Below are 26643 nucleotides of genomic sequence, written 5' to 3' on the forward strand. Positions count from 1 at the left end.
ACACCGTGAATAGAAGCAATTTAAGAGTCTACATTAGGTATTCTACCTATCCATCCAGTTTTGTTTCTCAGAAAATTCTATTAAGTACCGGGGCGTGTTTTCACGCTATAACCACAACAAAATAGAAGTGCTTGTTATCATGTCTGTATAATTTGCTAGTGGTGGAACTTGAAATTTGGGAATTGGGAGTAGGAGCGAAGGTATCGCAAAAGTTTTCAGTATACTGATTGTTAAGATACCGGGGTTCTCGCCTTTTACAATGTGATTTAGGGCTGTTATATCTGTTGTATTCTTTTTTCAAATTGGTATTAGTGAAAGCAAACATATCAAATAAATAAGTGCTGTAGAAAATACACAAATTATTGATGGCAGTATAATAAATTACTAATTAAATTTAAAAACCATTTTTATCTCCCGTCAACTTATAACCAATGTTTTTCACCTCCTTTTTAGAACAAGCAATGGCTGAGAAGCCTCTCACCGTCACCCCAGATACACCAGTCACCGATGCGATCGCACTGATGAGTAATGTGAGAGGAATGTGTGTATTGCAAGATACAGAGAATCAAAACGGTTATCTATTAACTGATGTTTGTACGAGCTGTGTGTTGGTTAAGGAGGGAAATCAGCTTTTAGGAATTTTCACTGAACGGGAAGTGGTACGCCTGAGTGCGAAGAGGCAACAGATTGCAGGAGTTCCAATCGCCAATGTCATGACTCGCCCCGTGGTTACTTTGCAGAAATCTGAGTTGACAGACATTTTTGCAGCACTCAACTTGTTTCAGCGCTATCGAATTCGACATCTTCCCGTGACAGATGAGAGTGGACAAGCAATCGGACTTTTAAGTTATGACAGTCTCAGTCAACTTTTACGTCCTGCTGACCTGCCGCGATTGGGTTTGGTGTCGGAGGTCATGGTTACGCAAGTAGTCCATGCTTCACCAGAAGCTTCAGTTTTGGAAATCGCGCAGTTAATGGCAGAAAAGAACGTGAGTACGGTAGTGATTGCCGAACAGAAGGCTCAAGAATCGACAAACAATTCTCTACTGTTTCCTATTGGGATTATTACTGAAAGAGATATTGTCCAATTTCAGGCATTAGAACTGGATATTGAGCGCATTCAGGGACAGGCAGTCATGAGTACTCTTGTCTTTTCGATGTATCCGGATGACTCTCTCATGTCAGCGTTAATGCTGATGCTGCAAAGGCAAATAGGTTGGGTTGCGGTCACGACCAAACAAGGAAATTTAGTAGGTATTGTTACTAAAACGACACTATTACAAACTTTAAACCCAGTAGAGATTTATAAGCGGGTAAAAATATTAGAGCAGAAGTTATGCCAACTGGAGGCAGAAAATCTGGAATTATTGCAAAGCCGCAATAAGTCATTGGAACAGCAGGTGCAGGAACATATACTGGAGTTACAGGCACAGGCAGAACGGGAACGACTTTTGAATGTAATTGCTAGCCGCATCCGATCTTCCTTAAATTTGCAAGACACTCTTAACACTATAGTCACTGAGGTACGGCAATTTCTGAAATGCGATCGCGTGTACGTCTACCAGTTTCATTCTGACTTGAGTGGCACCATCGTAGCAGAATCCGCAGCGCCAGAATGTAGTTCTATCTTAGGCAGAATTATCGATGACTCCAATACCTCAAACTGGTTAACTCCTTGTATCAATGGAAATATTCGTGTCGTTCCTGATATTTATGCAGTAGCTATGTCTCCTTGTCATTTGGCAATGTTAGAGGAGTTGCAAATACGGGCAAAAATACTTGTTCCCATTCTTCAGGGAGAGACTCTTTGGGGTATGTTAAGCGCCGTTGAGGCGTACACACCACGACATTGGCAATCGGAGGAAGTCAATCTGCTGCAACAAATTTCTACTCAAGCAACAATTGCGATCGCCCAGGCAAAAGCTTACGAACGCGCCCAAGCAGAACTGGTAGAACGACAACAGATAGAAAATGCGCTGCGTCAAAGCGAGCATCGATATGCCTCGCTGGCAGAAGCTGCTCCCGTGGGGATTTTTCGTACCAATGTGGAAGGGTATTGCCTGTATGTGAATGAGCGCTGGTGTGAAATAGCCGGACTAACACCAGCAGATGCAATGGGAATCGGTTGGGTCAAAGCATTACATCCCGATGACCGAGAGCCAATTGTTCAAGAGTGGAACCGTTCTGTCAAAGAACTGACTCCTTTTCGTCTGGAATATCGGTTTCAGCGGTCAGATGGCAAAATGACGTGGGTTTTTGGTCAAGCGGTTGCCGAACAAGGAGCTAATGGAGAGATAGCAGGATACATCGGTACAATTACTGATATTACTGAGGGCAAGGAAGCGATGGAAGCCTTGCGTCAACTTAATCAGGAGCTAGAAGCAAGGGTAGAGCAGCGGACTGCTGCTTTACGTGAAAGCGAGGAACGCTGGCACCTTGCCCTCCGAGGTAGTAATGATGGGATCTGGGACTGGAACATAAGAACCAATAAAGTTTTCCTCTCAACTCGATGGAAGGAAATGCGGGGTTTTGAAGAGCACGAAATCGGGGATGCTATTGAGGAATGGTCGAGCCGGATTCATCCCGACGATTACAACCGTGTCCTTACGGCTGTTGCAGACCATTTTGCCCGAAAAACTCCCTTTTTCCAACAAGAGTATCGAGTCCAACGGAAAGATGGTTCTTATATGTGGATCTTGGATAAGGGGCAGGCATTGTGGGATGAAGCAGGTAACGTGATTCGCATGGCTGGTTCTGAAACCGATATCACCGAACACAAACAAACTGAAGAACAGCTTTCTAACCTCTCGGATCGCTTGGCGGTAGCCCTCAAATCGGGGGCAATTGGCATTTGGGAGTGGGATATTATCAACGATATACTGATTTGGGATGACCGGATGTACGAGCTCTACGGAATACAAGCGTCACACTTTAGTGGCGCATACCAAGCATGGGCAAATGGAGTGCATCCGGAAGATAGACTTCAAGCCGAAACTGCCATTCAACAAGCCATACGGGGTGAAAAGGAATTTGATACGGAATTCCGCATCCTGCATCCTGATGGTGCTATCCGCTTTGTTAAAGCCAATGGTCTGATTCAACGCGATCTACCCTCCGGGCAGGAGCGAAGCTATCGACAGGGTCAACCGCAACGCATGATAGGCATTAACTTTGATATCAGCAAGCAAAAGCAAGCTGAGGAAGAACTCCGGCAGATGAACGAGCGACTCGCTTTGACAAATACCGAACTTTATCGGGCTACTCGGCTTAAAGATGAATTTCTTGCCAATATGAGCCACGAATTACGGACTCCCCTCAATGCTATTTTAGGAATGTCAGAAGGGTTTCAGGAAGAAGTTTACGGGCTTTTAAACGATCGCCAGAAACGAGCAATAGCAACTATTGAACGCAGTGGCAAACACCTATTAGAATTGATTAACGATATTCTTGATTTATCAAAAATTGAATCTGGAAAACTGGAATTGCAGACGGATTCTGTTGCCGTTAGCTATCTATGCGAATCCAGTTTGACCTTTGTCAGGCAACAGGCAATGCAGAAAAATATTCAACTCTCAATAGATTTAGCTTTAGGACTACCCGATATTGTGGTGGATGAGCGACGTATTCGTCAAGTACTGATTAATCTGCTCAATAACGCAGTGAAATTCACTCCCAACGATGGCAGAGTTGAGCTAGTAGTACAACTTGAACAGCAGCCAAACGCTGATTTTCTATGTTTCTCAGTTGTGGACACTGGAATTGGAATTTCTCAAGAAAACATGAATAAATTGTTCCAGCCCTTTGTCCAAATTGACAGCAGCCTAAACCGTCAGTATTCTGGAACAGGTCTCGGTTTAGCCCTCGTACAACAATTGGTAAAACTGCATCAGGGGACGGTAGAGGTGACCAGTGAAGTAGGTTCGGGAAGCTGTTTTACTGTCCGCTTACCTTATGTGAGTCAACCTCAGTTATTTACCCCAATTATTGCAGAACCAAGGACACTCAGTGTTCTTTCCTCTGAGAAATCCCAAGTGCTGATTATCGAAGACTCCGTTACTGCAGCAGAACAAATTGCCCGATATTTAAGCGAACTGAATATGTCGGCTATTATCTATTCTATGGGTGAAGGAGCAATCGATGAAGCGCTCCGCATTCAACCGTCACTGATTATTCTGGATCTTCTGTTACCCAAACTATCTGGATGGGAAGTTCTCAAACAACTTAAAGCACATCCACAAACGCTAAACATTCCTATATTGGTGATTTCGGTAGTGGATGAGCGATCGCAGGCATTGTTTTTCGGAGCAACTGAGTACTTGGTTAAACCCATTACCCGTGAAAATTTTTGCAATGTTTTAGAAAAAATTCAGCATCCAGAACCATCAAAAACGACTCTTATCATTCCCCCACCTATAGCATCAATCAAAAACACTTCCCCTCCTCTCATCTTGTTAGCAGAAGACAATGAAGCTAACATAGTAACAATATCTAGCTATCTAGAGACTCGGGGATTTCGTCTAATACTAGCAACTAATGGGCAAGAAGCTGTCGCTCTTAGCAAAGCCAAACACCCCAATTTAATTATCATGGACATCCAAATGCCGGGAATGGATGGATTGGAAGCAATGCGACAAATCCGCGCCGATTTGCAGGTGAATCATATCCCAATTATCGTTTTGACTGCGTTAGCTATGCCTGGAGATAGGGAAAACTGTATAACAGCAGGCGCAAATGACTATTTGACCAAACCTGTCAAGCTAAAACTGCTCGTAGAAAAAATTCAATACCTGTTAAATCAAAAGACATCTTAAGCTATGAAAACTTCCCCCAAAATTCTCATTATCGATGATGAACCTGATAACTTCGATGTCATTGATACATTATTGGAGAGTGAAGGTTATCACTTGAGTTATGCCTCCAATGGAAACAAAGCTCTTAATTTACTCAAGACGTTTCTGCCGGATGTGATTTTGCTGGATGTAATGATGCCTCAGATGAACGGTATTGAATTCTGCCAGAGATTCAAATCTCATTTAGAATGGAAGCATATCCCAGTAATTATTGTTACGGCTCTTAGTAGCAAAGAAGACCTATCAAAGTGTTTGGCTATGGGAGCTGATGATTTCATCAGCAAACCTGTTAACGGGATTGAACTGCGTGCTCGGGTGAAGTCCATGTTGCGTATCAAGCAACAACACGATGCCCTACAAGCAACCATGCGTTTGCGAGAAGACCTCTCCCAGTCAATCGTCCACGATCTGCGAAATCCCCTCAGCATAATAATGTCATCAGCAGCAATCTTACAGACGGCTGATTGCTCTCCCGAACGCCTGCAAACGAAAACTATGAACATTATTGTAGCAGGACAACGCTTGGAATTGATGATTAATAATTTGTTGTTAATGGCAAAATTAGAATCCGGGAAGATGGTTCTTACTAAAACAGAGGTCGATCTCCACAATCTGTGTGCCTCTGCACTTTCCGATCTTGAACCACTTGCCGTTCAAAACAAGCGAAAATTAATCGGCAATTTGCCAGTACCTGGTGGAACTATTTGTGTTGATACGGCTCTATTCCGTCGAGTTATTGATAATTTACTATCCAACGCTATTAAATTCGCACCCCCAGACAGTGAGATTGTCTTAAGTGCTGATTACACAGCACCAGGAAGAGCCAGAATACAAGTCGCTGATTCGGGTCTCGGAGTTAAAGAAGAATTGCACCAAATCATTTTTGAAAAATACGAAATTGGCACTCCCATTAAACCGTCATCGCAACTGGGATTGGGGCTGGCTTTTTGCAAAATGGCAGTAGAAGCTCACGGAGGATCTATCATAGTAGAAAACAACTTGCCACAGGGGTCAATTTTTACCATTGAGGTATAGAAATGGTATTGATGAAACTTATTTCTTCAGATGTCTGGTTCCAACTCATTTGCTGACACCTCTATTTAATTTTTCTATTTTCTGACAATATATACTACAATATAGTACAAGCACGTTTGCAAGTCATTTTTTCTTAGCTCTATGATTTTTCCTCCTTGGTAAATTAGTGAACTTCAATCCAACAAGCTTGTAGCCTTACAAAGAAGGCGAAATTTTGGTTCGTGGATTCCCCCTCCAAGAACCAGCGCTGCTCGTGATTTTGCGTTGGTTGTCAAACTTTGAGGACGGGAGAATAACAAAAATGCCATTTAATGGGAAAAACAAAACCACCAAGACTGCTATTTTATTAGCCACTATCTTTCTGGCTATTGAATTATTAGACGAGCTTGTAGATGGAGTGAGGGGTGCAGCTTGGCCGTTAATCCGCCATGACTTGCATCTTTCCTACGTGCAAATTGGAATGCTGCTGACCATTCCCAATGCGATCGCTAGCCTCATAGAACCTATTCTAGGGATATTGGGGGATATCGGTCAGCGACGGCAGTTGATTTTGGGAGGCGGTGTTGCCTTCGCCCTTGCGTTGCTACTCATCTGTTTCAGCCATAGCTTTGGGTTGTTATTAGCCGCCTTTGTGCTGTTTTACCCAGCATCAGGTTCCTTTGTCAGCCTTTCCCAAGCCACCTTAATGGATATCGAACCGACACGCCACGAGCAAAACATGGCGCGTTGGGCATTAGCTGGTTCTGTCGGCAATGTCATTGGACCAATGGCTTTAGCAGGTGCTGTTGCATTTCATCAAAGCTGGCGGGCTGTATTTCTAATATTGGCAGTACTGACGGTATTGCTTGTCGGAATACTGTGGAAGTATGGGTTTGCAACTCCAACGACATCAACTCATGTTGACGAACCCGTACTTAGTTTCAAAGATGGCATTTATAATGCTGTGAGCGCATTAAAACAATGCAACGTACTACGTTGGTTAACCTTGTTGCAGTTTGCAGATTTAATGCTGGATGTTCTGGGTGGCTTTTTGGCATTGTACTTTGTAGATGTAGTGGGTACTCCCACCACTCAGGCAAGTTTTGCTGTCACGGTATGGTTGGGGATTGGCTTGCTGGGAGATTTTTTCCTGATTCCCTTACTAGAACGGGTGCGGGGATTAGATTATTTAAGGTTCAGTGCCATCGTTGTTTTGTTTGTTTACCCGACTTTTTTGGTTGTACCCAATATCAATGCCAAATTGGTCATTCTCGGCTTCCTGGGTTTCTTCAATTCGGGTTGGTATTCAATTGTCCAAGGGCAGTTGTACAAGGCGATGCCGGGACAGAGTGGTACGGTGATGACGTTAAACAACTTGTTTGGTTTAGTAGGTGGTTTAATGCCGCTTGCGCTTGGCTTGGTTGCCCAACAGTATGGTTTGCACTGGACGATGTGGCTATTAATTGCGGCACCCATAGCCTTGCTCATCGGGCTTTTGGGTCTTTAAGTTCTTTTGTGGGTCGAACTCACGTTAAAAATTATTAAGCCGACGACGATATTGATGTAGCAACAAAGCTGCTCCAGTAACACCCAAGCCGACTAACGTCGTTGTAGCTGCTGGTTCTGGAACTCTTTGAGGAGTTCGTATAGAGAAATTTAGTACAGCTACACCTCTAGAGGTTAAGGGTTCATCAGTTGAACCTGGAGTCAGCCTGTCTTCTTGGGTGAAAGTTATTAAGCCTGTTTGCACTGTCAGTGACATTACCTCTAATAGAAACAGAGCGGTTTTGTGTCACCTTGTTATCATCACCCATAAACTCATCAAGAGAAGATTTTCCGGGTATTACGTTCTCTGAGTTTGTTGTGCTTGCTAATTCTATGCACAAATATCCCTAGCCTTAATTTGGAAGTCTAACTACACATTCAGCCTAAGCTCTATCAGCGCCCTTCACCAGTTACCTCACAAGCTGTAATAAAAAGCATATATACTCACTAGAAAACACTCCCTAATGTCTCAGGGAGTGATTCAAATTGAAACTATAGGGGTATGATAAGAACAATAAAGTAAATAATCGAGTGACCCCTATGTATATCAATGGGGGTTATTTGTTTGGGATTAAATAACCCAGGTATGCTGCCAGTGACCATTCTGCAACCTTGAGAAAAGTGTCTTTCGCTAACGGGTCTACCACAGATAAACCGAGTAACCCTATCAATGCAACAATGGCTAGAAAGCCAAAAATCAAATCTTTAGTTGTTGATAACATAAACACTCAATAGTTACAACAAGCCTAATTTAACTATACTTCATAGTCTTAACAATTGGTATTAACTCGTACATAATTTTTTTTAGACACAATTTACACTAGGGGGTAAAATTAATCAAACTCTTTGAATAACATACATTTAATAATTTAAAATTATAGAATCAAAAACCTAATAACTGGTAAAAATAACTATTTTTGAGCGATTACAGTATTAAATATCACAAATTATTTGAGCTTTTTATTTACTAATTAGATAGAAAATGTATTTTTAAATAAAATATATTTATAATTTAAAATCTTCTATAAACTCCCACACCCCACACTCAACTCCCCAGTTGCATTTTCCTCCATTTGTAGAAATATTAAAAAGTCTACTAAGAAAGTATTAAGAAGAGTAAAGTAAGATGCTAGTTGATATTCACTAGTTATCTAGTTGTAGAAAAAATGAGCGCTCCACTGTTGTCCACTCTTGTTCCGGTCGGCGATGATTGCGTAGACGGCGGCGGACCACATCCCGCCCTTCATCTCCCATCCATGCTAGGTCTAGCAATAATCTTAAAGGGTTGCCGTCATCACTCCTATTTTGCCGTTCAAATCCCTCCTGTACTCTCAGGCTGAAGTCAGCTTCTTGAACGGTAGCAAGGAGTTTAAAGGTTTCAATTTCCCCAATCGGTGTTTGAGCATCAACAACTGGTACAAAGGGAAAGTCTGGCGGTATTTGCAGTTTGATTTCGTCGCCCGCTCGCACCCCAATCTCGATACTTTGTCCCGGCATCAATTGTTCATTAGAACCTTCAATAGGGTGAATCAAATCAACTTTCCCTGTCAATCCAAAGTCGAGAATACCAATGTAAATGGGAGCATCATAGTGATTGACAATTTTGATGGCAATTTGTTCGCTATGGCTAAAGACAATTTGCCCACTACTATTTTCCGGTTCTGCCACTACCCAGGTACCATCAATAGTTTGCCGCTTGAGAATAAATTCCACTTTGTCTTTCAGCAGGCTCTCCTCATTGGGGTTTCGCAACGATAGCGTCTGGCGATATCGTACCACCCTCTCCAAGTTGTTACGTAGTATAAGTGCTGCTCCTGGATGATTTACTACTTGTGGAGGTACCATCAATTGACCATCTTGCCCAATGACTGCCCAAGTGGGTTGAGTCACCTTCCTCAACTGTGGTACAGGCTCACCTTCTCTAACTTCAGTTCGGGGTGCAATCAAGTAGATTCTTGCGTCAGCTGCTTCCCCTACTGATGCTTGTTGTAACAAAGTAGAGACTCCTATCAGCTCAATCAATTCGCTGACAGCAGTTTCATGACCAGTTGGAGTTAGAATTTCCACCTTTAGACACATCTGACCATAGAAGTGAGCGTCTTCTACAGCTCTGCTTCCAGGTGCGATCGCATCCAAATCACTTTCTTCTAATATTTCTGCAAAGGCAGTCACAGCTTTAACCTGAGTAATCTCCACTAGTCCTAATCTAGAAGTTTCCGTTGTGATTTGTTTGCTACCGGATGGGTAAATTACCCAGTATGAACCTACCGTCATGCCATGAGCTGCACCCGCAGCCAAAGTAACTTGCTTGCCTGTCCTTTGTCGAACAGATACAAAGCGCATAGGTGTGATGTCTTGGACGTCAAACAACAGCCTGTCACGTGCTCCTTCCATCTGCGGGTGCTGGGACAGTCGTACCGCCGTGACTTGGTGGTTCACCTGTTCAAAAATGTCTCGGTAGGTGGTGCCAGACTGAGCGTTATGTAAGGATTGAGCTAGAAAATACGTTAAGGTTCCGTGGGTTAGTTGACTGTCGCCTTCGTTGGCTGTGTACTCATAAGCTCTTTCTTCATCGCGGCAAGCTGCAATTAGGACGTAACTTTGACTCAGAGGCAACCAGCCACTGGGTCCGACATCTCGCTTGGCTTCTCTAGCTAGCTCAGCAGCAACGGGCGATGGTGGCAGTTCCTCAACAGGTCTAAGGTCAGGTTCCACCCAGCGTTCGTCAGCACCAAAGGGGTCACGGCTAATAGTACCGGAATGGCAGCAGTCAAAGATGAGGGTGACGTGCGGAGTCTTTTCGCTCAGACGCAACAAACGTATGTAAATTTCGTCATCAGTAATATCCCGGTTAGGATACGGGCTGCGTCCACTATCGTGAGGCACAATGGTCTCATCTAAGCCATCTTTTTCGTCTCCCTCCCGGTCGGTCATTTGGGAGCCGTGTCCGCTGTAATGAATGACTACAATATCGTCAGAGCCAACACTGTTAACTAACTCATCCATAGCAACTAAGATGCCGTCGCGAGTAGCCTCTTCATCGCGCTTGCGGGTGATGTTGTTGGCACTAAAGCCAAAGTTCTCTTGCAGGATTTTGGACATCAGCTCGACATCATTGACACAACCTTGGAGTTGGTTAATATTGGAGTATTTATACTTATTAATGCCAATTAATAATGCCCACTTTTGGCGTTCTTGAACTGTATTGACCATTGCCTGTCTACCTAGCTTGTATTAATTATTAAATTAACTGAATTATTGATTAATCTTATAATCAGAATAAATTCGGAGAGTGGCGAGATGAGTATACAACTTAAAGATCGAGCAGATCGTCTCGTTCAAACAGCTATAGACCAGTACAATCATGGTCAATATGACATTTCATTACAATCTTTGCAGCAGGCATTGACCATATACCAAGCAATTGAAGACCATGAATGGGAAAGCAATACGCTAGGTATATTAGGAACTGTTTATTACTCTTCAAGAAATTACATGAAGGCAATTGAGTGTTCTCAACAGAACTTGGTGATTGCTAGAAAAATCGAAGACAGTTGGGGTGAAGGTCAAGCTTTGGTTAATTTAGGAAATGCTTACCAAGCGTTAGGAGACTACGGAAAAGCCGTTGAACATCATCAACAGAGTTTGCAAATTGCTCAAAAAAATGAAGACAGGTGGTGCGAAGGACAGGCTCTAATGAATTTGGGCAACGCTTTCCATGCTCTAGGTGATTATGAACAAGCGATCGCACACCATCAGCAGAGTTTAACAATAGCACAAGAAATTGACGACCGCCGAGGTGAATGTTTGGCTTTGGGAAATTTGGGAATTGCTTATCATGACTGTGGAGTCGTGGAGCAAGCTACTGAGTTTTTTCAACAAAGTCTGACCATAGCCGAAGAAATTGGAGATAGTGATGCAAAGGCGGGGGTGTTGGGGAATCTGGGAGGTGCTTACTATTTTTTAGGAGACTACGAAAAAGCAATTGCATATTCTACGCAATACCTGCAAATAGCCCAAAAAATTCGTGACCCTTGGCGGGAGGAGCGTGCTTTACTCAATTTAGGAAACTCCTATCAAGTCTTGGGAAACTATGTTGAGGCGATTAGCTACTTTCAGAAAGCTTTAAAAATTTCTCAGGAAATTGGAGATAAGCTTGGAGAAGGACAAGCCTTGCACAATTTGGGTTGCTACTTTCTCCAATCGGGGGATTTTGCAGAGGCAGAGAAAATATTATTTACAGGAATTAATCTTTGGGAATCTTTACGTGCTGATTTAGGTAGTAACGATGCCCAGAAAGTGTCAATTTTTGAAACTCAGTCTAAGTCTTACCGTCTCCTGCAAATGGCTTTAATCGCTCAGAACAAGATAGAGATAGCTTTAGAAGTTGCTGAGCGAGGTCGCACTCGTGCATTTGTTGAGTTATTAACTAGGAAGTTGTCTGCTACTCAAAATGAGCAAGCTACTAACAATCCGCCCACTATTGAGCAGATTCGACAAATTACCAGAAAGCAAAAATCTACAATTGTTGAATATTCGATAACTTACAATTCTGATTTCAGGCTGAAAAATCAGGACGTTTCTTGGTTATCACAAATTTTAATCTGGGTAATTCAGCCTTCAGGTGAAATTAGATTTCGTAGCATTGACCTGAAACACCTTTGGCAAGAGCAAAATACTTCTTTAGTCAATCTGGTTAACAGCACCCGTGAAGCAATGGGCGTAGGGGGACGCGATGCAATGAGAACTAAAATTCCCAAGAATAGCAAGCAATATTTGCAACAACTCTATCAACTCTTAATTCAACCGATAGTAGATTTACTGCCAACAGATCCAACTGCTCAAGTTATTTTTATCCCTCAAAGCTCCCTGTTTCTTATTCCATTTCCCGCGTTGCAAGATGAATCCGGCGAATATCTGCTCAAAAAACATACAATCTTAACTGCTCCGTCAATTCAAGTTTTAGATTTAACTCACAAGAAACGGGAAGAAGTTAAGACAGCTGCTTTGAACAGTGTCCTGATTCTCGGTAATCCAAAAATGCCCAGCGTACCGCCATCTATTGGTGAACCTCCTCAACCATTACGGAATCTACCTAATGCTGAAGAGGAAGCCCACGCTATTGCATCTCTGTTTAATTCCCAACCTATCATCGGAACCAGTGCTACCAAAGCTTTCGTTGTGCAGCAGATGGCGTCATCACGAATTATTCATTTAGCTACTCACGGTTTACTGGATGAGTTCCGGGGTTTGGGAAGTGCCATTGCTCTTGCTCCCTCAGACAAAGATAACGGTTTGCTGACTGCCGAAGAAATTTTAGATTTGAAACTGAATGCTGAATTAGTGATTCTCAGTGCTTGTGACACAGGTAGAGGCAGATTGACAGGGGACGGAGTCATAGGACTATCCCGCGCATTTATTTCAGCTGGTGTCCCTAGTATCATCGTGTCTCTTTGGTCAGTACCGGATGCTCCTACTGCGGTGCTGATGAAGAAGTTTTATGAAAACTTAGTTCAACATCACAACAAAGCTCAAGCTTTGCGTCAAGCTATGCTAGAAACAATGGATGTAGCACACCATCCTAGGAACTGGGCTGCTTTTACTTTAGTAGGTGAAGCAGAGTGAACAAGAAAAGTGGTTCTAAGTAGGTCGGCATTAAAAATTATCGTCATAACAAGGCAGATGGCAGAGGGCAGATGGCAGAAGGGAAAAGGTTTTTCGGCTACTTTACTTTTCGTTACATAGTTCGGTTTTTTTGTGCCTCTCTACTTACTATAAATTAACCCCGCAAAAACTCTCTAAATTTCTTCCAAATACTCTTAAATTATTCCAATAAACAAAGGTAAAAGCTTTGAACCAAAACCAAGAGTTTAATCCTTCTCTCAATCGCCGTCTTGTGCAACGAGCTGACCTTCTGATGATGCAAGGCTATGACCAGTATCATAACAGCCAATTTGTAGCAGCATTACAGTCCTGGCAACAGTCTTTGAAGATTTATCAGGAACTAAGTATGCGACAAGCAGAAGGGGTAAGTCTATCAAATTTAGGACTGGCTTATGAAGGCATAGGAAACTACACCAAAGCCATTGAGTATCATCAGCAAGCTTTTGTAATTGCTAAAGAAATTCAAGACTATAAAGGCGAAGGCAATGTCCTGATTAATTTAGGAAATATTTACTGTGACTTGGGACAGTATGACCGAGCGCTTAGTTACTACCACCAGGGGTTAGAGATTGCACAGGAACTTCAAGACATTTCAATGCGGGCATCAGTTCTTGGTAATTTAGGAAATGTTTATCAGATCAAAGGAGATTTTAATCACGCCATTGAATACTTTCAAAAAAGTTTAGTACTGGCTCAACAAGTTAACGATACTCAAGAACAAGCAAATATTCTAAATAATTTAGGATATTTCTTCTATTTAATAGGAGATTATGACCAAGCAGTGAAGTATTATGAACTGAGTTGGAAACTTAAGCAAAGAATTGGAGATCGTCGAGGAGAGGTGCATATTGTCGGCAGACTAGGATTAGTTTACAGTGAATTAGAAAACATTAACCAAGCTATTGAACATCATCAACAAGGTTTAGCGATAAGTCGAGAAATCAAATACCGTTTAGGGGAATTAGACTCTCTAAAAAATTTAGGTGAAGCCTTATTGAAATGTGGGGATTTTGATGCCGCACAGAAACATCTCTACGATGCCGTCAATCTAGGAGAATCTCTGCGTTCAGAATTAGGTGAAAGTGAAGCTCAAAAAATTTCATTTTTTGAAACACAAGATTTAACTTACCGAATTCTACAAAAAGTTTTGATCGCTCAGAATAAAATTGAAGAGGCACTTGAAGTTTGCGAACGGGGACGTTCCAGTGTTTTTGTAGAGTTTTTGGTTAGGAAATCGCCACGATTAACTGAGTCTCAATCGCCTGTACAATCAACCCAAATTGAGCACATCAAACAAATTGCTAGGCAGCAAAATGCGACTTTAGTAGAGTATTCGATTATTTATGATGAGTTCAGGATTAAAGGAAAATTACAGGCTAAGGAATCAGAACTGTTTATTTGGCTAGTCCAGCCAAAAGGTACAGTTATATTTCGACAGGTTGACCTGAAATCATTGTGGCGAGAAGATAAAACTACTTTGGCAGATTTTGTTGCTATCAGCCGTGAATCCATTGGAGTCAGGGAGCGTGATGCTGTTCGAGTTCGCACAATTACCTTAAAAAACACAGATAATAAACGTTTACAGCAACTTTATGACAAGCTAATCCAGCCTATTGCTGATTGTTTACCTCAAGATGAAAATGAACGAGTGATTTTCATCCCTCACGAATCCTTATTCCTAGCTCCTTTTTCGGCTTTGCAAGATGCTGGCGGCAAATATCTAATTGAACAACACACTATTCTTATAGCCCCTTCCATCCAAATTCTCAACTTAACCCGTTGGCAACAACAACAAGTCCAAATGGTGGCAAAAAAAGAAGCTTTGGTAGTCGGTAATCCTAAAATGCCCAAAGTTTTGCTGGAGTTGGGACAACCACCCCAGAAATTAAATCCGCTTCCTGGCGCAAAACGGGAAGCTGAGGCTATTGCTAAGCTTCTCAATACCAAAGCTCTTACTGGTGACCAAGCCACCAAGCTAGCGGTCATCCACAGGCTATCTGAGGCAAGGATTGTTCACCTAGCGACCCACGGGATGTTAGAAGACTTAAAGGGATTGGATGTACCAGGCGCGATCGCACTGGCTCCTTCAGAGGAAGATGATGGTCTGCTCACGGCAGTCGAAATTTTGTCGTTGAAACTTAATGCAGAACTGGTAGTTTTGAGCGCTTGTGATACAGGTCGGGGTCGTTTAAGTGGAGATGGTGTGCTCGGACTATCTCGCTCCCTAATTGCGGCTGGAGTGCCCAGCGTTATTGTATCTCTATGGGCTGTGCCAGATACCTCAACTGCAGACTTGATGATAGAGTTCTATCAAAATCTGGGTAGAGGTTTTGATAAAGCTCAAGCCCTGCGTCAGGCTATGTTAACTATCATGAAACAACATCCCGATAACCCAAAATCTTGGGCTGCATTCACCCTAATTGGCGAAGCTACATATGAACGCCAGTATTCATCTGCTCGTCTGTCCGCTGACTGATGGTGATTATGAATCTTTTTAGCTTGTTCTAGTGCTAATTTTAGCATACTTACCTATTGCAGAATTAATTTCCTTAAGATTTCAGCAAGTAAAAAACCTAACACCCCTCTGCATAATAAGCTGAGATTCAAAACACCTAAATCTTTTTGTAGGATAACGGTACAGGATGTGAAGCAGAGGTAGGCACAGATTTCTTCCTACGTGCAAGTAGCAGGTATACCGAAGGCACAAAGTAGAGTGACAGGAGAGTGGCACCTGCCAAACCACCAGCAATGACAATTGCCAACGGATTCCAGAAACCTGTTGGATCGAACAAAAGGGGTGTAAAGCCAGCAGTATCAGTAATGGTTGTGGCAATCATATGGCGGGTGGAATGAACAACAACCTCCTGATACCTCAAAAGTTAGAACAGAATCGCCGTCTTCACTTGAAGAGGTTAGAAGCTTATAAAGACATAGAACAGAGCCGTTTTGCTCATCCAGAAGAACTGTCTTACAGTGAGTTGTGCCGATACATGGTTTTGAAGATGGGCATTTGCTATGACCAGGCGTGGAATAGTTGGTGTGAGGAGTCGATAGAACTGTTGCAGAATTTAAAGGAGTAGGTTGGTAAAAATAAGGTTAACTGGTTTTGGTCGTCCTTTGTCATTAGTCATTTGTAAAGGTTGACGTTCCTCAAGATAACTACTGTTTTTTGACAGGGCTGTGAGTGGTTAGGGACTTCCAAATAAAAAAATCTCCCAAAATTTCTTGTGGTGCGGGCGTCCCGCCCGCCACTCATACAGGATGGGCGAAAACGCCCGTCCCACATTCCGGGGTAATTTATTTTTTGAACATCCCTGAATGGTTAGTAGTGACGAAATTTGTATGTAAGTCCGGCGTATACTTATTTCAGTTCCCTTGCAGGAAGTGTCAATCAAATACGTACTGTTCTGCCACTTTCCAATAACGGGAAAAGCGCTTGAGGTCGATGTAACCGTCGTAGTCAAAAAATGGCTCAACCTCAAAGACTTCCAGTTCCAAAGAACCTTCTATTTCATCACAGATAGCATCAAATCTGGGACTGGGGCTATCTGCTGTGACTACTTGGTTAGCATTATGCTCTTTGGCAAAGGCTAAAACTTCTTTTGCGACATCGCCACGGCGGATGACTACGGGTAATTCCAACAAGCATTCGTAGATAAAGGTGAGGCGCTTTAAGCCCAGTTGCCATTCTTCTATCAAAGCTTCATCCCAAACCCAAATGGCGGGTGCGTCGGGGTATTCTTCAAGTGCGGGGTTTTTGGGACTGAGACAATCGCCGTGTATCCAGATAATTGGTTTAGTCATTGTTAAATTAAAAGAGTATTAGGTAGGTGGGAATGGTCGTCCTTAGTCATTGGTCAAAAGTCATTAGTAAGGCTTTCCGGCAGATTTTCATTTTGTCATATAGTTCTGTTTATTCCCGCCTACCTACTTATTTTACTTCATCTGAAATCATCTTTAATATCCATTCGAGCCATCCACGAACCGTACTAGAGCGTCTGATGATAGTTGTGTTATTTAAATCCAAGTTACAGGATAACATAACTTTGCTGATTGCATGACTGGATGGTACTACTTTAGTAAAAAGAGTAGTCTCAAAAGACTTGTAAAAAACCTCATGTTCTAAAATTTTTCTAATTAAAGACAGAACCTTTTCTTTGCGGGTTCTATTTAGAATAGATTTCCCTTCATCCGTCAACTGAAATATGGTTTCTTTCGTATTAATATCTTTATATTTATTAACTAATCCCAAGTATCTTGCAGCATCAGTGTAGTAATGCGTTTGTCTTATATCAAATTGATAGTTTATTGTAATCTCTTCTTTCGTTAATTCTTTATTTAACAGCAGTGTAAGCAAATCTACAACTTTTTCAAAATCATTTGCTTGTGGAAATGGAACTTTTGGTGGTTCGCTACCTGGAATAACAGACTGAAACACCCCTGATACATCCTTTAAGGTTATTTCTTCAGAAGATATAATATAATTCTTTTGTTCTTTTAACTTTATAGAGTTATAATCAAGATGATTATCAAATTCGTATAAAAAAAAGCTAAAAATATTACTAGAATTTGAATATGTCATTAAAGCAGGAATGACTTTCTTGTTTATCTTACTTGCCCAAAGCCTATATGGATAATAAAGCTGCCTAATTAAAAAGTCATCAACACTGTATAGCTTTGCTTCAAGTATCAGTAGGTAAGTTTCACTTTCAAAGCCTGCGTCTATTTCACATTGGGAATTATCAACACAAATTTCATAAGATTTACTCTCTAAGAGGTTGCTAATAGAGAATTTAAACCTACCTGTAGACATTCTGCCAAAAATAGTGTGGAAAGATTTTTCACCTCCAAGAACGGCATCTATGATACCTGTATTAAACGCACAACTTAAAGCCATACTTTCTGATGATAAGCTTGTATAGTCTATACTCTTTATTTCTGAGGGAAAATTAACATGATTTGGTTTCAAAGAATGATTGTATTGTACTTTACAATAAGTATTGAAATTGCCTATCACGTACTTTTTTCTAGAAACAGGTAAGATAGATAAATTATTATTTTTAAATAATCTTGGTAAGTTTGCATGATGGTCGAATTTCGCCATCAACCTACTTTCTCTGACTTTATTGATTGTTGAAGAATCTATTTCAAAAAAACCATTTTTATTTACATTTTCTAAAATAGAATGTTCTTCAAACAATATTTGCCAAGCAATATCATTTCTGTTTTTATCTTTACTATCTAATATATCACTCATAGTTTTTTATCAATATTTCGTCTACCTTTCCTCTTTTAAGAGTATTTGAGTTGATAGCTCTACTTGCAGATATTTTAAATTGTTGATAATTACTGTATAGCTCTACAATAAATTGAGTATAAGCATTACTAAGTAAAATCTTACATCCTCTACGGTCTAATTCGTCCACAGTTTCTTTCAATCTTTTTTGGTCAATTTTACTAAATCCGTTAAGAGAATAGCCAGTAAAGGATGCACTGTCGGAAACAGGATCGTAAGGAGGGTCGAAATATAAAAAATCTCCTTTTTTTGCATTTTTAACAGCTTCTTGAAAATCTACATTTAATATCTCTACTTGATTTTCATCTAAATACTTACTAACGCTTGTTAAAACAGCTATATCTACTATATTGGGTTTTTTATATTTACCAAAAGGTACGTTAAACTGCCCTAAGGAATTAACTCTAAACAGTCCATTATAACAGGTCTTATTTAGAAATATGATTCTTGATGCTCTTTCTACTGGAGTTTTGTACTTGTAATCTTCTCCCCTATCCCAATCTCTAATTGCGTAATAGTAATTTTTTTCATTTTCATGTCTTTCTAAATCTTTAATGAGTTCATCTACTGAATCTCTAATCACTTGATAGCAGTTAATCAATTCTGTATTAATATCATTAATAACTGCCTTTTGGGGTTGTAGAGCTAAAAGGAGCGCTCCTCCACCTATAAAAGGCTCAAAATATGTATTCTCTTGTGTGTTAAAATCTTTGGGAAGATGATTTGTTATGATTGACGGAATTAGCTGTCTTTTTCCTCCTGCCCATTTCAAAAAAGGTTTAACTAGTGTATTTGCCGATACCATTTTTTTCCTCAAAGAACTGACTTAGAGAATTATAGTACATATAAACTAATTTTGTAATTTATTTAACAAGAAGGCAACTCTTAACAGGAAGGAGGTTTTTTGACAAAAGTACTATAGGTCAAAGGCTTGTCTACGTTCAAGGAATTGCCTCTGCTCCTTGGAATAGAATAGAAATTCAATATCCGCCAATGTTTAAGGGTGTTGGTACTGCTTTATTAAGATTTGCAAGGTTATTAAGCGTGGAGTTAGGCTATGAGGGGAGAGTGGGATTACATTCTTTGCCCGGTGCTGAAAGGTTTTATGAAAAGCAAGGAATGCTCGACTATGGTTCAGAAGAGGACTATGACAATTTAGAAACGCTACTCTCGATATTGTTGACTAGTTCTGATTGGGAAACGATCGCTACAGCAGCTGCAAATTCTATACGAGAGCAGGTTATACATCGCGTTGATGCTGAGAAAATTTCTGCGTAGGTAAGAGCATCTGTAGCTTCTTATACGCAGCAATTTCCAGCATCCTTTAAATTCATCTCATTTTCTGCACCTCTGCTATGTTACCTTCGCTTTTTCCCTTTTTGCCAGCTTTGGCTGTTGGGTTTTTTGGTAAATTCTCCTTTGGGGAAAAGTTTTGCTTCTAATTGTTCATAGCTTCCTTCAAAATCACAATGACCGTATAGGGGACATTGGCGACAATAAACACCTTCGGTATAGCGTTCCAAGTTTTCTCGGTTGAAAAAGTAGGGTTTGTGGCTAAAGGTGCTGGCTACCCACTGCCATGACATATTATTACTAGCCGGGTCACCATCCAGTAGGTGTTCGAGAAACCACTTTGCGCCTGCTTGCCAGCGGATGCGCCGCCAATGCACCATATATGCTGCCATCCACATACGTCCGTGATTGTGCAGGTAGCCTGTCTCCCGCAAGTCTCGGCTGAAACTATCGATGCACACTCGCCCTGTGTTTCCTTCTTTGATATCATCGGGTAATTCGGGTGCATATTCAGCGACGGTGTAACCAGTTTTATATTCTTCTTGGTCTTTCCAAATACCATCCCCTAGTTTGGCATACAGCCTTTGCCAATAGTCGCGCCAGCCTAATTCGTTAACCAATTTTGTGGCATCATCTTGGTTTCTGACTTTTTCAAGGGCATAATCCCTGACTTCACGCAAACTTAAAACGCCATAGCGCAGGTAGGGAGAAAGCCTGGTGACAGCACCTGTGAAAAAGTTACGTGTTTTTCCATATCTTGCTGGGTCTACTTTTTGTAGTGCTTTATTGGCGGCTTTGCGTCCACCTAGGGTTTCGCTGACGTTGTTATCGCGTTGTGCGGCTTCAGGAAATTGTTCGCGGAGGTAGGCTACGAGTTCATCGCGGTTGCTAAACTCGCGTCGCATATCTTTAGTCATGTTTCACCAAAATTGCACGTTAGAAAAGCTAGTTGGTTAAGTGGCGCTAGCAATTAAAGCTTGCCTCCGCTGCCTCAACAATTATTATGACCAAAAAAGTATGAAGTATGAAGGATAAAGGATAAAAAAAGAAGCGCTAGGGAGTTCCAAGAGCTAAATTATTCCAGAATGTGGGGTGGGCATCCTTGAGATCTCAGTTTATAGGACAGGCTTCTAGCCTGTCCCACAAGAAACAGTTGTAGATTTTTTAATCTGGAAGTCCCCTATATTCCCTGTTGGCTAGTTTTGCTAGCATTTGATTCAATGGAATGCCGAGTCATCAGCTACAAGACCAGCAAGTATCAAGCGCCAAACCTGGGCAAAGTCAGTGTTAATATCTGGATTGCTCCATTCAGTGGCGTGAGCGGGATGATGAAACCGGATTGTTGCATCAAAGATTGCCTTTGCTGCTTTATGGGAATCAGCAACCTTAAATTCTTGGCTGGAAATACCGCTGTCAACGATTTGAGCGAGTTGCTGCACCAGTTCATCAACGTGAGCTTGAACTACACCTCGGGCTTCCTCTGCGATCGCCGAATAGGTTGCAAACAACTGAGGATCGTCCAGAACTTTTTGACGTTTCAGAGTCATGAGTTGCTCAAACCATCGGTGCAACCGCTCAGTAGCAGAACCTTGTTCTTCTGCTATTACCGCTAATGGCACTGAAACCCGATGCAACCATCGTTTTGCCACCGCATCGCGCAAGGCTGCCTTGCTGGGAAAATGTCGATAAATTGTGCCGTGACTCACCTCTAGAAAGCGAGCCACATCCACAACTGTTGTTTTTGCCGGCCCGTAACGACGCAAAACTTCTTCGGCTGCATCAAGAATCCGTTCTGGTGTCAACACTGAATTATTCACGCAATTAATTCCTTAGGGCTTTTCACTATCTAGCATTGCCATTTGCCCAGCATCATAGCGATCGCCTGCCACTGCGTCTGGTGGTATAGCTGCCTCAATCCGGGCTAGCTCATCCTCCGTCAAGTGTAGATCTACTGCACCCAATGCTTCATTCAAGCGATCGCGACGCCGTGCGCCAATCAGTGGAATAATGTCGTTACCCCGCGACAACACCCAGGCAATTGCCACTTGGGCAACCGTCACGTTCTGTTCTTGGGCAATTTGGCGCAGGGCTTCGACCAATGACAAATTGCGCTCCAGATTCTCTCCAGAAAAGCGTGGCAAATGTGCCCGAAAATCCCGTGCTTGCTCGGAGCGTTCTTTGGACCAATGACCGCTCAACAACCCCCGCGACAGCACACCATATGCCGTGACCGCAATTCCCAGTTCGCGAACTGTTGGCAGAATCTCCGCTTCAATGCCCCGACTTAAGAGCGAGTATTCAATTTGAAGCCAGCTAATGGGATGAATCGCATGGGCACGCCGCACTGCATCTGCACCTGCTTCCGATAAGCCAATGTGGCGAACATATCCAGCTTTGACCATTTCACTAATCGCCCCGATAGTCTCTTCAATTGGCACCATTGGATCGATGCGGGCGGGCTGATAGAGGTCAATGTAATCAGTTCCCAGACGTTTCAATGTGTAAGCGAGGGAGGTTTTGACTGCACTCTTGCGACCATCAAAGCCAATAAAGCTACCGTCAGGCGATCGCAACGCACCGAATTTGACGGCAATGAACACATCTTCCCGTCGCCGTCCCGCAAGTGCTTCGTGCAGCAGCAGTTCATTATGTCCCATGCCGTAGAAGTCACCCGTATCGAGCAAGGTAATACCTGCATCCAACGCTGTATGAATCGTTGCAATACTTTCCTCGCGATCGGCAGGTCCGTAAAAATCGGACATACCCATACAGCCAAGTCCGATTGCCGATACAGTTGGTCCGTTCGCTCCAAGTTGGCGTGACAGCATAGCAATTTGTTTACTGTAGTAACAAACCTACTGTAACAAAACAAATGACAAAAATCAATATTTGTCATTTGTTTTGTGACACCAGGAATCTGGTTAGGGTTATGCTCTAGCACTGGAACAGAAAACAGGGGTGAACTTAAGGAGCGCAAAAGAAAGATTTACAGCGCTGCTGATACGTATCAACAAACTTGGTTTCAATAAGTTAATCAGACTGTTGTTTTCACTGGGGAAGAGGCGATTAGTAATTCTTAATCAAGATAGATTGCTGAAACAGGGTAGGAAATGATTTTTGAAAAAGTGCGAGCAGTTCTAGTTAGTGATTGCTATTCTCAAACGAGATCCAAGATACGCTATTATTTGGATAACTTCATGTTACTGTTGACAGGAAATTTATGTTCCAAGAAATTGCCGATCGAGTTGCTTTTTCTGCCTCATCTTTAAATTTAGCTACAGTTTTAGGCGTGACTAGCACAGTAGGAATAGTTGGTTGGCGGTGGTGGAAAAAAAAGAACGCTTACAAATTCCTCAAGTCACTTCCCTCTCCTCCAAAACACTGGTTGTTAGGAAATATTCCTCAAGTATTAGCAGCAGTTAAACAGAAAAAATTTTTCCAATTACTATTTGAATGGAGCAAAGAGCTAGGTTCAATGTATGTTTACTGGGCTAACGAGCCAGTTCTTGTTTTGAGTCAGCCAAAAGTTATCGAAGAAACCATTATCAATGGAATGAGAGACGGCAGCTTAATTAGGTCTGAGCGAACCAGCACAGCTTGGAACGATATTGCTGGCCCCATTCTTTTGGGTCAAAGTGGAACCGAATGGCAGTGGCGACGAAAAGCTTGGAATCCTGAATTTAGTTCTAGTAGTCTCTCCAAATATGTTGATATTATTAGCCAAGCCTGTGAACAAGTTATTGAGAAAATGCAGGAAGCTACACCATCAAAAGAGCTTCAGGTAGATCCTCTGTTTGTAGAACTGACAATGAGGGTGATTTCCTGCTTGGTACTGGGCATTCCTGTGGATAAAAAAGCCATTAGTCCTGAGGGATCACCCCTCGACGTTGCTAAGGTGTACGAAGTGACATCTATTTTAAGCTATCGCTTCTTACGGGTAGCGACTGGCGAAAAGATATGGATGAAATATCTGCCAACTAAAAATTCACAAGATTATTGGGCAGCAAGGAGATATTTAGAGGAGTTTCTGTCTCCCCGTATAAACTTGGCTTTGCAAATGAGAGAACAAAACAAGACCGATTTAGCACAGGTAAGTTCTTTGTTCCAGGAATCAATGTTGGTGAAAATTGCCGCTAAAGAACCAAAATATAATCGGGAATTACTGTTAGCAGAAGCTGTTGAATTATTAATAGCTGGTACTGATACAACAGCCCATACTTTATCTTTTGCGGTAGCAGAGTTGTCCTTAAATCAGAGGGTTTTTCAACAGGCACAAACCGTTGTCGATAAAGTTTGGCAAAGCCAAGGTAGTATTAACACGGAAAGCTTTAAAGAATTGGGTTACATCCGTGCGATTATTAAGGAAACTTTGCGCCTTTATTCTGTTGCTTCCGGCTCAACTTCATTGAAGGTTCAAAGGGAGATAGTCATTGAGGGTAAGGTGATTCCTCCTGGTACGAAAATATTCTGGTCAATGCTTGCTGCTGGACGAGATCCGGAAGTTTATTATCGCCCTGAGGAATTTCTGCCAGAACGTTGGTTAGACAACAGCAAAGAAACCAATCAACTACCAATGATAGATTTTGGATCGGGTTCTCATCGTTGCTTGGGAGAGCATCTGTCCATGTTAGAAGCAACGGTGATGCTAGCACTAATGCTGCGTTACTTCGATTGGTAATTGGTCAATGGTCGTTCATCTGTGGAACAGTTACAGCAGAACCTTTTGATTTATCCATCAGATGGAATGCCTGTGCGTTTCCGATTGAGAAAGTAGGCAGCCCCCAGAAGTCTATTTCCAAAAAGGACAGCATATCATCACTGTCTCAATCAGGCATCATGCTGTCCTTGACCCTTGCAAGTATCTGAAAAATTACAAAAATTGACAATTGTTGGTTGTAGGAGGAGCGCGATCGCAAAGGCAAATTTCCTTGCAGATTGGAATTCCCTCGAATAAACTAGCGAATAAAATCTGCTATCATGAGATATAATTTTTAACTGCAGTGAGTTGGAAAAGCTTTTACAGAAATAATCAAAGGAATATTCTTGGAATCGCCCTGTTAGGGGTCAGTTTTTCCGCATTCTATCTTCTTTTAGCTCGTCAAGGATTTGTTGTGCCCTTAACGGCAATTCCAGAGGTGCTATGTTTAACGGGTTGTCCACCACAACAGGTCTTGCATATTCCTCCCGCAGGGAAAGAATTATTGAACTACAACAAACCTCTTTCACAACTTATTAATAATGCAAATGTTAAGGAGAAAACCTCTATCTTGATTGAAAAGTCAAAGCATCGGCTTACATTTTACTACAATCAAACACCATTAAAGTCTTATCCTGTCGTTTTCGGTGGCAATCCAACAGGGGATAAGTTACAACAAGGTGATAATCGCACTCCAGAAGGTATCTTGCGTATCAAAGACCTCTACCCGCACCCTCAATGGTCGAAGTTTCTGTGGTTAGACTATCCTCACCCTCAATCTTGGAGAAAACATTTCCAAGCAAAAACTCAAGGTACAATTGCTTGGTATCAGCCTATCGGTGGTGAAGTTGGTATTCACGGAGTCCCTCAAGGCGGGGACAAAATGATAGACGACCGAACGAACTGGAAGCTGGCCTGCCCTTCTTTGAAGAACAAAGATGTAGATGAACTGTATCAATTTGTACAAAAAGGTACATTGGTAGAAATTGTTCCGTAACTGACATCCGTACTGGCTTCCATTGATGTGTGGTAAAAAAACTAGCTCAAATTTTGATTTTATAGATTGTACAAATTATGTCTACTCGTCCTATCTACCTGGATTGCCACGCGACTACACCTGTTGATGAAAGGGTGCTGGCAGCAATGATCCCCTACTTCACAGAACACTTTGGCAACCCCTCCAGCATGAGTCATGTCTATGGATGGGAAGCGGAGGCTGCTGTGAAACAGACACGGGAAATTTTGGCCGGTGCTATTAACGCTACGCCAGAAGAAATTGTCTTTACCAGCGGTGCAACAGAAGCAAATAACTTAGCTATCAAAGGTGTTGCAGAAGCCTATTTCCAAAAAGGACAGCATATCATCACTGTTGCAACCGAGCATAACGCCATACTTGACCCTTGTAAGTATCTGAAAAGCTTGGGCTTTGATGTCTCAATCCTCCCCGTCCAAAAGGATGGATTGATAGATTTAAATGAGTTGGAACGAGCTTTCCGCCCCGACACGATTCTTGTTTCAGTGATGGCTGCTAACAACGAAATTGGTGTGTTGCAACCACTGGCAGAAATTGGCGCAATGTGTCGATCTCGCAATATCCTTTTCCATTCTGATGCAGCCCAAGCCATTGGCAAAGTTGCTTTGGATGTGCAGGAGATGAAAATTGACTTGATGTCGCTGACAGCACATAAAGTATACGGGCCAAAGGGGATCGGTGCATTGTACGTTCGCCGGAAAAATCCCAGAGTACAACTTGCGCCCCAACAACATGGTGGTGGGCACGAACGAGGAATGCGTTCTGGAACTTTGTATACACCGCAAATTGTCGGCTTTGGTAAGGCTGTAGAAATCGCTTTACAAGAACAAGCCACAGAAACGCAACGCCTGATTCAACTGAGGCAAAGATTGTGGGAACAACTTTCCCAGCTAGAGGGCATTCATCTCAACGGGCACCCTACACAAAAATTACCGGGGAACTTGAATATCAGTATTGAAGGAGTGGATGGCGCTGCCTTGCAATTAGGGTTGCAACCCGTGATGGCAGTGTCTTCTGGTTCGGCTTGTTCTTCAGCAACAACTGCATCCTCCCATGTTCTCACAGCACTGGGACACCCGGAACAATTGGCTCATGCATCAATACGGTTTGGGATAGGGAGATTCAACACGACTGAGGAAATTGACACGGCGGCGCAGCACGCGATTTCTACTATTCAAAGCCTGCGGAAACAGAAGTTGTTGGTATAAAATGAATTACCGAGACTAGCAAAAACCCCTACTGCCGTTCCTGG

Annotated in this window: 19 protein-coding genes and 1 pseudogene; 10 read left to right on the forward strand and 10 right to left on the reverse strand. The window is 42.1% G+C overall.

Features of this window, described 5'->3' with window-relative positions; translation table 11 throughout:
• Positions 1 to 431 precede the first annotated feature (431 nt).
• From ACYRY3_RS39765 to ACYRY3_RS39775, 3 genes are all read left to right on the forward strand, one after another.
• Positions 432 to 4811 carry a PAS domain-containing protein gene (locus ACYRY3_RS39765; protein ID WP_460207332.1) on the forward strand — a complete coding sequence of 1460 codons (4380 nt, stop codon included), beginning with the start codon at positions 432 to 434 and terminating at the stop codon, positions 4809 to 4811.
• A 3-nt stretch (positions 4812 to 4814) separates the two neighbouring features.
• Complete coding sequence (locus tag ACYRY3_RS39770) at positions 4815 to 5885, forward strand: hybrid sensor histidine kinase/response regulator (RefSeq protein ID WP_460207333.1); 1071 nt, start codon at positions 4815 to 4817, stop codon at positions 5883 to 5885.
• Positions 5886 to 6099: 214 nt separating this feature from the next.
• On the forward strand, positions 6100 to 7371 hold the full coding sequence (locus ACYRY3_RS39775; protein ID WP_460207334.1) for an MFS transporter: 1272 nt from the start codon (positions 6100 to 6102) through the stop codon (positions 7369 to 7371).
• A gap of 24 nt (positions 7372 to 7395) precedes the next feature.
• Here ACYRY3_RS39775 and ACYRY3_RS39780 read toward each other — a convergent pair whose 3' ends face one another.
• The 3 genes from ACYRY3_RS39780 to ACYRY3_RS39790 form a co-directional block, all read right to left on the reverse strand.
• Complete coding sequence (locus ACYRY3_RS39780; RefSeq protein WP_460207335.1) at positions 7396 to 7626, reverse strand: hypothetical protein; 231 nt, start codon at positions 7624 to 7626, stop codon at positions 7396 to 7398.
• Positions 7627 to 7966: 340 nt separating this feature from the next.
• Entirely contained in the window at positions 7967 to 8131 is a 165-nt protein-coding gene (locus ACYRY3_RS39785) for a hypothetical protein (RefSeq protein WP_460207336.1), read from the reverse strand.
• Positions 8132 to 8552: 421 nt separating this feature from the next.
• The gene (locus ACYRY3_RS39790; protein ID WP_460207337.1) at positions 8553 to 10622 is read right to left on the reverse strand and encodes a caspase family protein; all 2070 of its coding nucleotides are present in this window, start codon (positions 10620 to 10622) and stop codon (positions 8553 to 8555) included.
• 87 nt (positions 10623 to 10709) lie between these two features.
• On the opposite strand from ACYRY3_RS39790, the gene ACYRY3_RS39795 reads away from it, so the two are divergent.
• On the forward strand, positions 10710 to 13034 hold the full coding sequence (locus ACYRY3_RS39795; RefSeq protein ID WP_460207338.1) for a CHAT domain-containing protein: 2325 nt from the start codon (positions 10710 to 10712) through the stop codon (positions 13032 to 13034).
• A gap of 226 nt (positions 13035 to 13260) precedes the next feature.
• Positions 13261 to 15549: a CHAT domain-containing protein gene (locus ACYRY3_RS39800; RefSeq protein WP_460207339.1), complete on the forward strand. Its 2289-nt coding sequence runs from the start codon at positions 13261 to 13263 to the stop codon at positions 15547 to 15549.
• Positions 15550 to 15685: 136 nt separating this feature from the next.
• On the opposite strand, the gene ACYRY3_RS39805 is transcribed toward ACYRY3_RS39800, so the two are convergent.
• Positions 15686 to 15910 carry a hypothetical protein gene (locus ACYRY3_RS39805; RefSeq protein WP_460207340.1) on the reverse strand — a complete coding sequence of 75 codons (225 nt, stop codon included), beginning with the start codon at positions 15908 to 15910 and terminating at the stop codon, positions 15686 to 15688.
• Positions 15911 to 15922: 12 nt separating this feature from the next.
• Here ACYRY3_RS39805 and ACYRY3_RS39810 point away from each other — a divergent pair, with 12 nt between their 5' ends.
• Complete coding sequence (locus tag ACYRY3_RS39810) at positions 15923 to 16153, forward strand: hypothetical protein (protein ID WP_460207341.1); 231 nt, start codon at positions 15923 to 15925, stop codon at positions 16151 to 16153.
• 307 nt (positions 16154 to 16460) lie between these two features.
• Here ACYRY3_RS39810 and ACYRY3_RS39815 read toward each other — a convergent pair whose 3' ends face one another.
• From ACYRY3_RS39815 to ACYRY3_RS39825, 3 genes are all read right to left on the reverse strand, one after another.
• Complete coding sequence (locus ACYRY3_RS39815) at positions 16461 to 16877, reverse strand: hypothetical protein (RefSeq protein WP_460207342.1); 417 nt, start codon at positions 16875 to 16877, stop codon at positions 16461 to 16463.
• Positions 16878 to 17004: 127 nt separating this feature from the next.
• The gene (locus ACYRY3_RS39820; protein WP_460207343.1) at positions 17005 to 18330 is read right to left on the reverse strand and encodes a type II restriction enzyme; all 1326 of its coding nucleotides are present in this window, start codon (positions 18328 to 18330) and stop codon (positions 17005 to 17007) included.
• A complete protein-coding gene (locus tag ACYRY3_RS39825) occupies positions 18323 to 19174 on the reverse strand; it encodes a DNA adenine methylase (RefSeq protein WP_460207344.1) in 852 nt (283 codons plus the stop codon). The genes ACYRY3_RS39820 and ACYRY3_RS39825 overlap by 8 nt, the downstream gene beginning before the upstream one ends.
• Positions 19175 to 19287: 113 nt before the next feature.
• On the opposite strand from ACYRY3_RS39825, the pseudogene ACYRY3_RS39830 reads away from it, so the two are divergent.
• Positions 19288 to 19647, forward strand: a pseudogene (locus ACYRY3_RS39830) (GNAT family N-acetyltransferase); the annotation flags it as partial.
• Positions 19648 to 19727: 80 nt separating this feature from the next.
• Here ACYRY3_RS39830 and ACYRY3_RS39835 read toward each other — a convergent pair.
• The 3 genes from ACYRY3_RS39835 to ACYRY3_RS39845 form a co-directional block, all read right to left on the reverse strand.
• Positions 19728 to 20579 carry an FAD-binding domain-containing protein gene (locus ACYRY3_RS39835; RefSeq protein WP_460207346.1) on the reverse strand — a complete coding sequence of 284 codons (852 nt, stop codon included), beginning with the start codon at positions 20577 to 20579 and terminating at the stop codon, positions 19728 to 19730.
• Positions 20580 to 20879: 300 nt separating this feature from the next.
• Positions 20880 to 21479, reverse strand: coding sequence for a TetR family transcriptional regulator (locus tag ACYRY3_RS39840; protein WP_460207348.1), 600 nt, complete (start codon positions 21477 to 21479; stop codon positions 20880 to 20882).
• A gap of 12 nt (positions 21480 to 21491) precedes the next feature.
• Positions 21492 to 22490 (reverse strand): aldo/keto reductase, encoded by a 999-nt coding sequence (locus ACYRY3_RS39845; RefSeq protein ID WP_460207350.1) that lies wholly within the window; start codon positions 22488 to 22490, stop codon positions 21492 to 21494.
• Positions 22491 to 22882: 392 nt separating this feature from the next.
• Between ACYRY3_RS39845 and ACYRY3_RS39850 the strand changes: the two genes are divergently transcribed.
• The 3 genes from ACYRY3_RS39850 to ACYRY3_RS39860 all read left to right on the forward strand — a co-directional run bounded on the left by ACYRY3_RS39850 (position 22883) and on the right by ACYRY3_RS39860 (position 26599).
• Positions 22883 to 24340 (forward strand): cytochrome P450, encoded by a 1458-nt coding sequence (locus ACYRY3_RS39850; protein ID WP_460207352.1) that lies wholly within the window; start codon positions 22883 to 22885, stop codon positions 24338 to 24340.
• Positions 24341 to 24662: 322 nt separating this feature from the next.
• Complete coding sequence (locus tag ACYRY3_RS39855; protein WP_460207354.1) at positions 24663 to 25355, forward strand: L,D-transpeptidase family protein; 693 nt, start codon at positions 24663 to 24665, stop codon at positions 25353 to 25355.
• A 77-nt stretch (positions 25356 to 25432) separates the two neighbouring features.
• Positions 25433 to 26599 (forward strand): IscS subfamily cysteine desulfurase, encoded by a 1167-nt coding sequence (locus ACYRY3_RS39860; protein ID WP_460207355.1) that lies wholly within the window; start codon positions 25433 to 25435, stop codon positions 26597 to 26599.
• The last annotated feature ends 44 nt before the right edge of the window (positions 26600 to 26643 follow it).

This window comes from Scytonema sp. NUACC21 (genome assembly GCF_054684315.1).

What these genes read in the sequence shown, in the direction of transcription:
- ACYRY3_RS39835 (WP_460207346.1), bottom strand. Translation starts at nt 20,579, where the DNA reads ATGACTAAAGATATGCGACGCGAGTTTAGCAACCGCGATGAACTCGTA.
- ACYRY3_RS39780 (WP_460207335.1), bottom strand. Translation starts at nt 7,626, where the DNA reads ATGTCACTGACAGTGCAAACAGGCTTAATAACTTTCACCCAAGAAGAC.
- ACYRY3_RS39795 (WP_460207338.1), top strand. Translation starts at nt 10,710, where the DNA reads ATGAGTATACAACTTAAAGATCGAGCAGATCGTCTCGTTCAAACAGCT.
- ACYRY3_RS39765 (WP_460207332.1), top strand. Translation starts at nt 432, where the DNA reads ATGTTTTTCACCTCCTTTTTAGAACAAGCAATGGCTGAGAAGCCTCTC.
- ACYRY3_RS39860 (WP_460207355.1), top strand. Translation starts at nt 25,433, where the DNA reads ATGTCTACTCGTCCTATCTACCTGGATTGCCACGCGACTACACCTGTT.
- ACYRY3_RS39810 (WP_460207341.1), top strand. Translation starts at nt 15,923, where the DNA reads ATGAACAACAACCTCCTGATACCTCAAAAGTTAGAACAGAATCGCCGT.
- ACYRY3_RS39790 (WP_460207337.1), bottom strand. Translation starts at nt 10,622, where the DNA reads ATGGTCAATACAGTTCAAGAACGCCAAAAGTGGGCATTATTAATTGGC.
- ACYRY3_RS39785 (WP_460207336.1), bottom strand. Translation starts at nt 8,131, where the DNA reads ATGTTATCAACAACTAAAGATTTGATTTTTGGCTTTCTAGCCATTGTT.
- ACYRY3_RS39820 (WP_460207343.1), bottom strand. Translation starts at nt 18,330, where the DNA reads ATGAGTGATATATTAGATAGTAAAGATAAAAACAGAAATGATATTGCT.
- ACYRY3_RS39805 (WP_460207340.1), bottom strand. Translation starts at nt 15,910, where the DNA reads ATGATTGCCACAACCATTACTGATACTGCTGGCTTTACACCCCTTTTG.
- ACYRY3_RS39850 (WP_460207352.1), top strand. Translation starts at nt 22,883, where the DNA reads ATGTTCCAAGAAATTGCCGATCGAGTTGCTTTTTCTGCCTCATCTTTA.
- ACYRY3_RS39845 (WP_460207350.1), bottom strand. Translation starts at nt 22,490, where the DNA reads ATGCTGTCACGCCAACTTGGAGCGAACGGACCAACTGTATCGGCAATC.
- ACYRY3_RS39815 (WP_460207342.1), bottom strand. Translation starts at nt 16,877, where the DNA reads ATGACTAAACCAATTATCTGGATACACGGCGATTGTCTCAGTCCCAAA.
- ACYRY3_RS39770 (WP_460207333.1), top strand. Translation starts at nt 4,815, where the DNA reads ATGAAAACTTCCCCCAAAATTCTCATTATCGATGATGAACCTGATAAC.
- ACYRY3_RS39825 (WP_460207344.1), bottom strand. Translation starts at nt 19,174, where the DNA reads ATGGTATCGGCAAATACACTAGTTAAACCTTTTTTGAAATGGGCAGGA.